Source organism: Puia sp., assembly GCF_036500295.1.
GTDB lineage: Bacteria > Bacteroidota > Bacteroidia > Chitinophagales > Chitinophagaceae > Puia.
The window spans coordinates 14490-28185 of the sequence record NZ_DASYCH010000009.1 but is presented as its reverse complement, the minus strand read 5'-3'; the positions used below and the strand labels follow the sequence as shown (position 1 = coordinate 28185).

Sequence of the window (13696 nt, the reverse complement as noted above, 5' to 3'; positions counted from 1 at the left end):
TGCAAATGACCTATTATGAAAAAGATTATCAACTACTCAAAAAATATCTTTCTGCTCCCTATTGTTGCGATATTGATGTGGACTTCCTGCAAAGTGGATGTTATCGATGATCCCAATAATCCGGGCGCCGGAACTATTTCGGAAAATGCTTCATTGAGCGAGATACAAAATCTGGTGGATGGAATGGAATCCGGGATGCGGGACAATCTGAATAGTTATTTCGACGGTGTGGGGGTCATCGGCAGGGAATTCTATCGCTACTCGACTTCCGATCCCCGTTTTACATCAGACCTGTTGGGAAAAGGAAATGCTACGCTGGACAGTAACACTTTTTACACCACCAATCCGTTTGCATCCCGCTACAGGGTGGTAAAGAATACCAACATCCTTATCAAGGCGTTACAAAACACAAAAGCAACCATCTCGGAGGCAGAACGCAAGGCAGGCATTGCCTACGCATTGACCATACAGGCATACCAGTTATTAATGGTATTCAACCAACAGTACGGCAATGGTATACGGGTTGACGTATCCGATCCCGAAAGGCTCGGTCCATTCCTCTCCCAGGATGAATCCCTGAAGGCTATCCAGGATTCATTGAACAAGGCAGACCTGGACCTGAATGACAACGCTGCCAGGTTTCCCTTCACCACAAGTCTGTACAGTAATGTGGCCGACGACTTTTCAAAATTGAACAGGGCATTTGCTGCAAGAGTAGCCATTTATAGGAAGGACTGGGCTCAGGCTAATTCCGCTTTATCGGAATCGTTCTTTGATATCAACGGAGACCTGACCACCGGGTCCTACCATCTATTCTCCACGGCGGGCGGCGATCAGCTCAATCCCCAATATTTCCCCCAAAACTCGAGCGGTGAAACAAGAGTGGTACAACCCTCTTTCATTACAGACGCCCAGCCAGGTGATACCCGCGTTGCATCCAAAACAAGTAAACGAACGGCCACTGCGTTTCAGGATGGCTTACAAAGCGACTATGACTTCTGGGTTTATCAGTCAAATGTTGCGCCGATCCCCCTTATCCGGAATGAGGAGCTTATATTGATCTATGCAGAAGTTAAGGCTCAGTTGGGTGACGTCACAAATGCCAAAACGGCAATAAATGTCATCCGGAAAGCGGCAGGATTGCCCGATTATGCAGGACCAACAGATCTAAACAGCCTGATCGACGAGATCCTTGATCAACGACGGTATTCTTTATTTGGCGAAGGTCATCGATGGATCGATATGCGCAGGTATGACAAATTGGATCAGCTGCCTAAAGACAGGCCCGATGATAATGTCTGGACGCAATTTCCACGGCCGGCCAACGAATGATCCAAATGCCTATACTTCACTGAATTTCAACACATTATGAAGTATCCGGTGAATTGAAATTCATGCTGCAAAAGAAATGGTAACTTTATAGTTCGTCGACATTGTTCACTTTTTAACTGCTCTGATTATGCTGGAAGAATTAGCACCTGCTACCCGGCTTCTTAGAAAAGTGAAAATACTTGCTGCCAACCCTGGGTCAATAGACGACCGGCTATCCGTAAACAGTAAGATCTCTTTTCAGCCGTTCATCAACTACCTGAAAGATAAATCAAAAGCCAGCTCAGGCACCCGATCAAGATTTTACAAATACCTGCTCGAAAAATTCGAGCCCGGGTCGGACCCGTCGCAGCCATTGATAGATCCTTCACCGGATAGCAAGGAAGACCTCCTCGAACTGCTGAACACCACCCTCTTCCCCCTCATAAGCGAACAGGAAAAGAACGCCTTTGCTCTCGCCGTTCCCTATCAGTTCGCCCTCTTCGATTATACCCCATCTTTCGGCAAATTGTTTGTCGATCCGGAAAAAGAGCATTTCCTTCTGCCCGAAGGCGTTTCCATGGAGCACATGCGACATGTTCAGTGTTCACTCGTCTATGAACATGTGCTTGACAAATTCTATGGCATAAAACTCAACGACAATGCCGGCCTCATCTATCCCGTGGTCGACCGGGAAAGTGGGATGCGCCGGTATTACCGGCTGCGGATCGACAGAAGGTTTATTGATATCCACCTGGAAGGACAACTGCCGCTGATCCAGGATTGTGCCGTTTGTCTGAATACATTCCGGATCCTGGACCTTGAACGCCAGCTCCGGACCATGCCGTTAAGCCTGTTTTCCATGGAAGGTTTTGCGGTGTGGATCGCGGAAGACGTCACCGCTGAAGAATCGCTGGACGCGATCAAAAAAGCGCTGCTACGCCATGGAGGCTGCGACGCCGGCATAATCGATGAATTGAAGATGAATATTCAGGCCCTCGTCGGCATGAATAATGTCGAAGTCGGGCTGACCCCCTTCGTCAAGCTCAACAATCGCTTTATCCTGGATGAAACCTGCACCAGACATGGGCTCATCGGAAACAGATGGCGGGCCTCCGATGAGAACAGCGAAAGGGCCTACCGGGCGTGCATGGACTTCCTCACCGAGCACCCGGAGCCCATCCCGGTTTGCATGGTGGACGAGCAGGTCCTGGATAACGCCCCCATGCTGAGAGAAATGTGGACCGACGGCGTACGCAGTTATATCGTGTGCCCCATCCAAAACGATGACGGATTGCTGGGAATATTGGAGATCGCGTCCTCCGTTCCCAATCAACTGAACCAGGATATCATGCGCCGGATAGAACCTGCCATGCCCCTGTTGTCGGTGGCCTTGCTGAAAAACAGGGACGCATTTAACGCTCGCGTAGAGAAACTGATCAAAGAAAAATTCACCGCCTTACAGCCCTCCGTGGAATGGAAATTCGCGGAAGTCGCATGGGAATATATGCAGAATCCTGATACAGAGGGGCCGGATTGTGTATCCGGAAATGTCGCTTTTGACGATGTATACCCGCTGTATGGGGCTATTGATATCCGGAATTCGTCCGTTGAAAGAAGCCAGGCCATTAGAAAAGACCTCGAGGTCCAGTTGGACTTTATCGACCTGACATTAGACCACCTGCAGACCCAACTGCAGTTGCCCCTGCTGGAAAGCCTGAAGTTCAAAACCCATAATCTGCTCCAGGTGATCAGCAAAGAATTGCTGGCGGATGACGAGGTACGCATCCATGATTTCTTTGAAAAAGAACTACACCCTGTCCTGCGCCATCTGCAAAAAAGCAACGAAGACGTGCAAACAGTGATCGAGGGATATAACCAACTCGCAGACGATACAGCCGGTTATTTCTACCGCTTCCGCAATGAGTACGAACAAACGATGACCACCATCAATAATGTCGTACTGCACCATTTCGAGCAGGCCGAGGAAACGATGCAACGCTCCTACCCGCATTATTATGAGAAATTCAAGACCGACGGAGTCGAATATACCATTTACATCGGCCAGTCCATCACCCCCGATCGCCAATTCGATCTGCTGTACCTCAAAAACATCCGGCTGTGGCAGATCCGCTCCATGGCCGAAATAGCGGGCATTACCCATAAACTAACGCCTTCACTGCCGGTTGCCCTACAGACAACCCAGTTGATCCTGATCCATAGCCATCCCATTTCCATCAGTTTCCGCCGCGACGAACGGCGGTTCGATGTGGAAGGCTCCCGCAATATTCGCTATGAGGTCATGAAAAAACGGCTGGACAAGGTGCGTATCCAGGGGACCGGCGAACGGCTTACCCAGCCTGGAAAAATAGCGATGGTCTACTCCAATCCCAAAGAGGCGGAAGAATACCAGGAATATATCCTGTTCCTCCAAAGCAAACGTTTGCTGAGCCCCGGGGTGGAATGTCTCGAGTTGGAGGAGCTGCAGGGAGTCAGCGGGCTAAAAGCCCTGAGGGTGAGTGTTAACCTGGAAGCCCCCTGAGACTTCGTAGCCCCACCAAAACCGTCGTCCGTTATTGTAACCGGATAGACGTCGAATCCGTACCCGGTTCCCTGCATCCCGCATTATACACATCAAATACGCGATTCAGATAGTCCGGGTCGTTCTTCAACTCGCGGCGGCCCTTACCAAACATCTCGAGGGCCAGCGGACAGCCTTCCAACAACTGTGTGATCCTGCCCTTGCTCGTCAGCGCGATCATCGGGCCGTTCTCGCCCATCTGCGCATAATGGAAAGCATCCAGGTACGAGTGGGTATTCGTAAAACCATTGCTGGTGCTGGTACTGGTGACCTGCTTGAACTGGACATAGACATTGATCTTTCCATGGACGATCCGGCGGCCATATTCCCCCCGGTAAAATCCATAATAGCTCCCATCCTCGTAATACCCCTTTATCTCCGTGAAAGGATACCGCTCATTATCGATCTTGATGCTTTTTCGAGCCAGGATACCGGTGTTCCAATAGATCCGGTGCCCCCAAACTTTTGTTCCATCCTGTTTGACGAGACAGTTATCCGTCTTTCCTTCCACCCGGTTCCCATAATTGAAGGCCCCATTGTGGATCTTATTGACCATCGAGGACGCCGCGAGAAGCGCAAAGCCGATGAGGACGCCGAGGGAGGCGAGATGTTTTGTCCGATTTTTCATATTTTGGATTTAGCGCCAGAGCAATGGCGAAGAAGATAAAATAAGTCAGGATATCGTAAAGATCGCCGGTGCCGGCAATCCAATGCGCGCTTTGCAGGGCTTCGAAGCCGACAGCAACGCCCATCGCCGCGAGCACCCAACCGGTGACGACCCGCCGCTGCCAGACCAGCAGAACCGCCGACAGAAGGCTATACGCCCACAGGCCGTCGGGAAGATGACCGGCGACGCCCCACGGAAGATGAAGCGGACGCGCGCTCCAATAGACCCCAACCCCCAGCGCCAGCGGCAGCAGAACGTTCAGGAACCAATCGGGTTTAGGGGGTAGCCTCATCGACTGAAAAACGGAGGACGCCGATGGTTATTGTCCGATTTCTTACCGCTTAGTGGTATTGGCCAACTTGAATATTCCCTATACCTTTAAAAAGGTCTTTTCATACACCCAATTCGCCTCCCTGCTCCCTACCCGGGCTCTGCTTCCATCTTATTGATCTCATTTTCGGGTTAAACTGCTATAAGCTTATGAATTACATTCTTATAGAAGGTTCTTCGGATGCCATCGACTCGGCCGCGGCACTGGAAACGATCTCCCCCATGGGCAAATCGGTTTCCCCGGATGATAACACGAAATTCCAACTGTATGCCTACAGCCCGGACATCGCGATCCCGGATATCCAGGCACTCGGGCTGACCGTGACGATCCTGATCAGCGACTCCGACCGGACTGATCATTTCGCATCACTGGAAGACGATATCGACGGCACCACCATCGTTTAGCGCATAACCTATGGCACGATACCTAACTACTGACGAAATCAACACCAGGCTTCAGGCCCTCGCCGACGATCCCGCCAATGCCGGTATCGTCACCGTCTTCAAACTGGACAAGCCTTCTTCCGCGGACGGCCGGGACATAAAATGCATCCGGATATCGAAGGCCCCCGCGGACAAACCACCGGTCGGGGTATTGATCGTCGGTGGGGTCCACGCAAGGGAATGGGCCCCGCCGGATTCCCTGGTAGACTTCGCCGAACGACTCGTAAAATGCTTTACAGCCAGGAAGCCCTATGTTGACCCGCGCTTCGTACTCGACGCCAAGAAATCGGCTACGGATGGGAGTTATACCGGAACAGTCATTTATGACGAGACAAAACCCGACCTCTTTTCCCTGCCGGATATCGACCGGGTCTTCAAGAACCTGGAAGTCTTTATCGTCCCCTGTGTCAACCCCGACGGACGGAATTTTTCTCAACAGGCGGGTACGATCACCGGAGTCCTGGATAGAGACGGAAAAGCCGTCCCGAAATTTCGCTGGCGAAAGAACAGAAAGGACTACGGCGTCTGTACGGACGGCGGACCGGCTATCGGCGTGGACATCAACCGGAATTTCGACCTGCCCGCCTGGAATATCGAACTCTATTTCAAGAATGGCCCGACCGATCTGGACGAGGCGAAACGGCATACCGCCGTAGCAAAAGACTTTGGTAAACTGGAAGGTAATTTTTTCCAGAACTACCACGGTCCCTCCGCCGGTTCTGAGAACGAGACCCAAAACATCCAAAAACTAATTACCGATAAGAAGATCCGGTTCTTTCTCGACATCCACGGATTCCACGGCGAGATCTACTGGCCCTGGGGATTCAATCCCGACCAGCCCGCCGGCAGCCCCGACCCGACCCAAAGCCAGTTCAATCCCAAATGGAACAATATCGCCGCCAACCCGCCGGCCCAGCAAGGCCGGCCCTTTAAGAAACCGGCTACCTTCAGCGAATTCTTCCCTACCAGCCCGGCCTATGATCTCCTCGATAGCCATCAAAAGCTGGCGGGGACGATGGCCGGCCTGATCCAGCTGGCAGCCGGAACCGATGTCCATGCAAAGGCCAGGTCAAACTACGCGACAAAACAATCCATCGATCTCTACCCCACCGCCGGCAGTTCGGACGATTTTGCTCTCAACACCCAATTGGAAAAAGACCCCGTCCCCGACCCGACCAAGGGAGATAAGGTCAGGATAAAACCGGCCCTGTTCCCGGTGTTCGCCTTTACCATAGAAGTTGGCCTCAAAGACGGCTCCGACGGTGAGTTTTGGCCATCCATCAGTTCCACCTCCAACCAATTTCTAAAGGTTCGGCGCGAGGCGCAGTTTGCGGTTATCGCGATGCTGAAATATGCCGCCACCTGGTCGCCAGTGGTAATGTCCACCCCGCCGGCATCGGGTTCCACCAGCAAGGGATGTCTGTCCATGATCATCCTGCTGATAACCTTCGCAAGCCTCAGCGTCTTTTCTCTATTCTATTGGTTTCTTTAAATAAACAGTCATGGCCAATCAACCCTCCGGAACGTTGGAATTGATCGCGAAAGAGCTGGCTGCCGCCTTCGAGCCCATCGAAGATAAATTTGCCGGCGATAAGATCAGGGCGACCCTGGCATCCCTGGGTCTTCGCTTGCCGGAGAACCTGGGGACCTTTGGCCAGTTCGTTACTTCTCTGACAAACCTGGTGACGGAAGTGGCCAGGATACCCGCGTTGGTGACGGAGGTCGAAAAAGCGGTTACCGATGAGGATCTGGGGGCCGCGATCAATTCGGTAAAAGATGTCTCCTCCTTCCTGAAGAACATCATCACCGATGCAACTGCGATCGGCACCGAATTGAAGAACCTGTCGGGCTCGCTGCCCGGAGTCGATCCCGGTCAACTGACCGCCTTCGCAGACGAACTTCCGCGCAGGATATTCGAATACCTGGTCGTCTATCATCTCGAAGGACACTATCCCGTCTTTTCGAATATACTCAACCTCGGTGGGCTGATCACCTACGAGGACGTTCCCGGAGTGGACGGGAATATCTCCAATCCCGCCTATACGAAACGCAGCATTACGCTCAGCAACCTTAGTAATTTCTTCGGCGATCCCGCCGGGTATTTCAAAACCTTATACGGATGGGGCGACCCCGCATTCGACGGGAAGCAGCTTTTTACCAATATCAACAAGTTTATCGGCGCCATCGGTCTTCCGGTCATCTATCACCAGCCGATACTGCCGGCCGATATACCGTCCTTTGAGTTCTCCTTTCTGACCCTTCAACCCTTGCTAACGGGAAAAAAAGGCCTTCAGCTCATCCTGCAGGGAGACCTCTCAAAAGGGATCGAGGTCAAGCTGCCCTTTCTCCGGGACAACTGGTTCTTCGACCTGGTGGTGAACGCCGATATCAAAGGCTCAACCACCCTGATCCTCGATTCCGGCGGTAACATCATTATCAAGCCGCCCTCGGGGCAGGTGGCGGGCGATCTGACGATCAGTTTTATCATCGATCCGCCGGAGGGCCAATCCGCGCTGATGCTGCTGGGAGAATCGGGTGGCAGCAGGATCACCCTGAACCAGCTGAAAACAGGCATCAAGGCTACTTTCACCTGGAACAGCGCTACCAACCAGGCGGAAGGAAGTTTTGCCTGGGAAACGGCATTATCTCAATGCAAGGTGGTGATTGATACGTCGAATAGCGACGGATTCATCGGCAAACTGCTGGGCAATACAAAGATCGAAGGGGACTTCGATCTGTTGTTAGGCATTTCGACATCGAAGGGCGTATACTTCCAGGGCAGCGGCGCATTGGAGATACAGTTGCCCACACACATCGACCTGGGACCCCTCTCCATCGATAGCCTGACGTTGATGGCTGGCTTCAACGGCGGGAAGTTCCCCATAAGCATCGGCGCAAATATGAAAGCGGCGCTGGGGCCTTTGACAGCCGTGGTGCAGAATATCGGGGTCACCGGTACCTTCTCCTTCCCTCCCGGCAACAGCGGCAACCTGGGACCCGTTCAGCTGGACATCGGTTTCAAACCGCCCGACGGCGCCGGTCTCAGCATCGACGCGGCCATCGTCCAGGGCGGCGGTTTTCTCTATTGCAATCCCGACAAGGGAGAATATGCAGGTGTGCTGGAATTGTCCATTGCGGAGATCGTCACGGTCAAAGCCATCGGCATCATCACGACGATCATGCCCGACGGCACAAAAGGATTTTCCCTGCTGGTCATCATAACGGCGGAATTCGGCACCGGCATCCAGTTGGGTTTTGGTTTCACGCTGATAGGCCTTGGCGGGCTCCTCGGACTGAACCGCACGATGCTGCTCGAGCCCCTTGCCGCCGGTGTCAAAACCGGCGCCATCAACAGCATTATGTTCCCAACGGACCCCGTGGCAAATGCACCCCGGATCATCAGCGATCTGCGTACCTGGTTCCCGCCAAAGGAAGGGACTTTTCTCATCGGACCGATGCTCAAGATCGGCTGGGGCACCCCGACACTGATCAGTCTTTCTTTTGGCCTGATCATAGAGATCCCCGGTAACGTGGCGATCATCGGCATCCTGGCCGTCGCGCTGCCCACCGCGGACGCGGCGCTGATCGTCATCAACGTCGCCTTTATCGGTGCGCTGGAATTTGACAAGAGCAGGGTCTGGTTCTTCGCCTCGCTCTTCGACTCGCGCATCCTGTTCATGACCATGGAAGGACAAATGGGTCTGCTGATGGACTTTAGCGATAACCCGAATTTCGTGCTCAGCGTTGGCGGCTTCCACCCTCAGTTCAATCCGCCGCCCCTCCCCTTCCCCAGCCCTCAGCGCATCGCGATCGACGTGCTGCGCAATCCTCTGCAGCGCATCTCGGTGGAGTGCTATTTCGCCGTCACCTCCAACACAGTGCAGTTTGGCGCCAGTGCGGAATTGTTCTATGGCATCGACGATTTCAACATCCACGGCAATTTCGCCTTCGACGCCCTCTTCCAATTCTCTCCCTTCCATTTTATCATCGACATCTCGTTCTCCATCGGCATAACCGTCTTCGGAGCAGGACTGTTCACCATCTCCCTGGCCCTGCATCTTGAAGGTCCTGCCCCCTGGCGCGCCTCCGGCAAGGCCACGCTGTCCATCGATCTGTGGCTTTTCTCCATCGACATCTCCGTCCACTTCGATATCACCTGGGGCCAGGCCGACAATCCGGCCCTCCCCGCCATCCCGGCGATCCCGATCCTCGTGACCGAATTGAACAAAGCGGACAACTGGCGCGCCCAACTGCCCCCGAACACCAACCTCCTCGTGTCGCTCCGCAAGCTCGATGCGACGACGGAGGTCATGGTACTGCATCCCCTCGGCAGTTTGCGGATCAGCCAGCGGGTCCTCCCCCTGGGCGTCCACGTGGATAAGGTGGGCAATAGCCCCATCTCCGACGCCCATCTCTTCAGCGTGACCGTCAACAGCGCCGACCTGACCGCCACGGCTAACCCGCCAAAAGAGAAATTCGCGATCGCGCAGTTCCAGAACCTCAGCGATGCGGACAAGCTCTCCCTCGCCCCTTTCCAGGATATCGCCGGCGGCGTGGAACTGGCCTTCTCCGGCAGGCAACTGGGCTCGGGAAAGGTGGTCAAAAGGATCGTCCGGTACGAACTCAAGGTCATCGACGGCGACAAAGACCTGCCGACACGCCATTTCAAAACGTTCGGCACACTTTTCTATCACTGGCTGGCTGGGGCCGCCATCACCCGCAACTCCCTGTCCTACGCCGTTAAAAAGGACAAAGTTCCGACGACCGTCGATCAGCGGATCAAGGTGGGTCAGCCGACCTATGTCGTAGCAGGCGTGGATGATAACAGGCCGCTGTCCGGCGCGCCGGTCTTCCCCTCGGAAGTGCATGCCAGGGATTATCTGAACACACATATTTCCAACAACCCCGGAATGACGGAAGAAATTCACGTCATCCCGACATTTGAAGCCGCATTCGTATGAGTCTAGCAACCTACTCCTTCCTGCCCTATCTCCGGCAGGGCATTGCCAACGATATCGTTCCGACCGCCGGGGCCCGGGCCGCTTTTATCGTTAAGCTAAAGGCCAATGGTGACGCCCTGTCCCAGGACCTCGACGACAAGACGATCGAGATCTACGGCCCGGGGGATATCATCGGCATCGATCCACGCGAGGTCATAAAAACGGAGCCGCACAATTGGATCACGAATTTCGAATCCAATTATCTCGCGCATATCGATTTCTATGACGAGGATTTCCCCTGGCGGTACACCCCCGTACAGGCTGCATCACAACGGCTCAATCCCTGGATAGCCCTGGTAGTGCTGGCGGATGGAGAGTATACCGAAGGCCAGAACCTGCTCGATCGCCCGCTGCCCTATTTCACCCTAAAGGATATAAGTACCCGAAGCCTTTTTCCCAGGACCGATCAGCTATGGGCCTGGGCCCATGTACACTACAACGGCGACCTGACCGCCGATCCCGCCACCATCCTGACCGATGACGCCCCGGGTGTCGGCGCGGCCCTGGACAAATTGCAAACTGCCCTGGATACCAATCCCGATCAGGCTTATTCCCGGCTCATCTGTCCGCGCAAACTAAAGCCGGCGACCTCCTACAGCGCCTTTCTCATCCCGGCCTACGAAAGCGGCCGCCTGGCCGGCACCGGGGGCAGCGCAACAGATATCGCCAACGCAAAAAAGACCATCGCATGGGAAGACAGCGTCGCAAGCCTGGATTATCCCTATTATTATCGCTGGAAGTTCAATACGGGGTCGCTGGGAGACTTCGAATATCTCGTTCGGCTCCTGAAACCCAAGGTCGCCGATAGCCGTATCGGCAGAAGGGTGATGGACATGACCAAACCGGAAGGCAACCTCCATTGGGAAGAAGACCCCGCCAGTCCCCTCGGCGGCATCCTCCGGCTCGGCGGCGCCCTCAAAGTGCCCGAAGATGCGCTGACGGATGACGAGATCGCAAAGATGAAGAAGTTTGACGACTGGGCCATCAATCACCTGCCGGACCTCCATCCCTTCCAGGTATCCGTAGCCAGCTTCCTGAACCTGGGAGACGACTATAACAGTAAGTCGACCCTTGACGCCAACGCTGATTTTGACGGCCTGCCCTCATCGGACCCCAATGTCGACCAGGACCCGCTGATCCTGCCGCCCATCTATGGCCGCTGGCATGCGATGGTCGAAAGAGTGTATGAGAACGCGGATGGCACCCGGATCAATAACGATAATAATTTTTACAATTGGATCACCGAGCTCAACCTCGATCCGCGCTTCCGGGTCCCGGCCCATTTTGGCACGCGGGTGGTCCAGGAGAACCAGGAAGATTTTATGAATTCGGCCTGGGAGCAGATAGGCGATGTGTTGACCGGTAACCGGCATATCCGTCTCGGCCAATTCGCTCTATTGGCGACGACGGCCTTGTACTCAAAACATTTTATCCGGGCCGCGGACACCGATCCATCCAAGCTGTTACTCCTGACGGCCCCGCTGAAGCGGCGCGTACTGGTCGACGGTGCCACCGTATTCTCCACCGTTAAACAGAGCGTCCTGCCCAATACGATCCTCTCTTCGGCCATGCGCCGCATCGTCCGCCCCCGCGGCCGCATGGCTGTCCGCCTGCAAAAACAACTGCCCGCCGGCGAGACCCTGAGACTGGAAACCGTGGTCACCCGCGTCGGCACCGGCGAGCTTCCGGCTTCTCCGCCAAAAGTGACGGCGCCGGCCCTGCCCACCGTGGACAGCATCGCCGGCGCAATATCCCCTGCGATACCCGGCTGGCTGAAAGACTTGCTACGGAAATATCCCTGGCTGCCGGCTGTCCCGCTCGGACTGGCCATCCTGTTGGTCCTGCTCCTGATCCTGCTGGGAGCCGCCGCCGGCTTGTGGATCGCTGGACTGGCCGTCGCGGGCGGCCTTGTCTATCTCTGGCGCCGGCTTACCACCTGGGCAAACCAGCTAAAGACCGACGACACGCTGTTGTCCGCCAACCAGACACCGGCTTCCGTCGACGAATGGCCCGCAAGCAATGACTTCAAGCTCACCGAACCGCAGGAACCTTTTTCCCCTTCGACAGGTGGGACCACCGATAACGCGGCAGCCGCATTGTTCAAGACATCCGTAAAAGACATGTACGGTCTGCTGACGATCGTCAAAAACGACAACCCGCCGGCGCCTGCCCGGACCACCCTGACGCTTCCCACCCTTTCAAACGCCATCCTCGCGCAAATACTGCCGTCAAAGACCATTCCTGCCTGGTTCCGGCAATATATCACCATCCCCGCATGGATAAAAGATCAGCAGACCGACGACGGCCTCGTGGAAGCCATGGCCTATCCAAAGATCAATACGCCCATGTACCTGCCTTTAAAAAAGATCTCGGACGAGCTGTTCCTCCCAAACGTCGGGCTCCTCGAAGAGAACAGTCTTACCCTCCTGGAGACCAACGAGAAATTTATCGAATCCTATATGGTAGGCCTCAACCACGAGTTTGCCCGTGAACTGCTGTGGCGGGAATTTCCAACCGACCAGCGGGGCAGCTATTTCCGCCAGTTCTGGGACGTAACCTCCATTCTGAAAAACCCGGCGCTTGCCAGATTGCCGGAAGACCTGCAGCACGAGCCCTACTATGACATTACCCGGCTGGATACCTGGCTCCGCAGCGACAACCTGGGTGATCACGATAACCGCCAGCCGAAAGGCCAGCCGCCAAAAGAAGAAGTGGTGCTCGTCGTCCGCGGCGAACTCCTCAAGAAATATCCTACCACCGTCGTATATGCGCAGAAAGCAGCCTGGACCGTCGACAAGGAAACCGGAAAGATCGACGTACACCTCGTCCGCAGCCTTTTCGAGCCGGAACAGGGTGACGCCGAGACGCCCGACCCCGCCGCCGTCCGCACCCCGCTGTATCAGGCAAAGATCGACCCGGATATCTATTTCTTCGGATTCGACCTCACCGTGGACGAAGCCAAGGGCGCGACTGAGCCGGCCATCCCGACGCAGGAAAATGCCGGCTGGTTCTTTGTACTCAAGGAGCGACCGGGTGAGCTGCGCTTTGGCCTGGATATCGCCGCCACCGACGGCAGCGATGATACCCTCAACACCTGGAACGATCTCGCCTGGTCGAGGGTGCTACCCGCCGATGAAGGGGTCATCGATGTCATCGGCCTGCCGGCCCCATTGGCCCTGCCGCCCGGCTTTCACAATCCCGGAACAGATACGGAAAGCCAGGACGAGAATGAACAGTATGGGGATGATATAAAGGTGAAGTGGAACGCCGCGATCGATTCCGCCAACCTCGCCTATATCCTTTACCAGGAGCCGATGATGGTATGCGTGCATGCGTCAGAAATGTTATTGAAAAAATAGTTAACCG

Annotated in this window: 8 protein-coding genes; 6 read left to right on the top strand and 2 right to left on the bottom strand. The window is 54.8% G+C overall.

What is annotated here, in order from left to right:
• The first annotated feature begins 15 nt into the window (after positions 1-15).
• Together VGM48_RS03785 and VGM48_RS03780 are read left to right on the top strand one after the other, a co-directional pair.
• A complete protein-coding gene (locus VGM48_RS03785; RefSeq protein ID WP_331576386.1) occupies positions 16-1332 on the top strand; it encodes a RagB/SusD family nutrient uptake outer membrane protein in 1317 nt (438 codons plus the stop codon).
• A 127-nt stretch (positions 1333-1459) separates the two neighbouring features.
• Positions 1460-3850, top strand: coding sequence for a GAF domain-containing protein (locus VGM48_RS03780; protein WP_331576385.1), 2391 nt, complete (start codon positions 1460-1462; stop codon positions 3848-3850).
• Positions 3851-3881: 31 nt separating this feature from the next.
• On the opposite strand, the gene VGM48_RS03775 is transcribed toward VGM48_RS03780, so the two are convergent.
• Together VGM48_RS03775 and VGM48_RS03770 are read right to left on the bottom strand one after the other, a co-directional pair.
• Complete coding sequence (locus VGM48_RS03775; protein ID WP_331576384.1) at positions 3882-4517, bottom strand: hypothetical protein; 636 nt, start codon at positions 4515-4517, stop codon at positions 3882-3884.
• A complete protein-coding gene (locus VGM48_RS03770; protein ID WP_331576383.1) occupies positions 4435-4848 on the bottom strand; it encodes a hypothetical protein in 414 nt (137 codons plus the stop codon). The genes VGM48_RS03775 and VGM48_RS03770 overlap by 83 nt, the downstream gene beginning before the upstream one ends.
• 188 nt (positions 4849-5036) lie before the next feature.
• Here VGM48_RS03770 and VGM48_RS03765 point away from each other — a divergent pair, with 188 nt between their 5' ends.
• Genes VGM48_RS03765 through VGM48_RS03750 form a run of 4 tightly spaced genes read left to right on the top strand, consistent with a single transcriptional unit; the run spans position 5037 to position 13689 of the window.
• Positions 5037-5291 (top strand): hypothetical protein, encoded by a 255-nt coding sequence (locus VGM48_RS03765; protein ID WP_331576382.1) that lies wholly within the window; start codon positions 5037-5039, stop codon positions 5289-5291.
• Positions 5292-5301: 10 nt separating this feature from the next.
• Entirely contained in the window at positions 5302-6822 is a 1521-nt protein-coding gene (locus VGM48_RS03760; RefSeq protein WP_331576381.1) for a M14 family zinc carboxypeptidase, read from the top strand.
• Positions 6823-6832: 10 nt separating this feature from the next.
• A complete protein-coding gene (locus VGM48_RS03755; protein WP_331576380.1) occupies positions 6833-10291 on the top strand; it encodes a DUF6603 domain-containing protein in 3459 nt (1152 codons plus the stop codon).
• The gene (locus VGM48_RS03750) at positions 10288-13689 is read left to right on the top strand and encodes a hypothetical protein (RefSeq protein ID WP_331576379.1); all 3402 of its coding nucleotides are present in this window, start codon (positions 10288-10290) and stop codon (positions 13687-13689) included. The genes VGM48_RS03755 and VGM48_RS03750 overlap by 4 nt, the downstream gene beginning before the upstream one ends.
• The last annotated feature ends 7 nt before the right edge of the window (positions 13690-13696 follow it).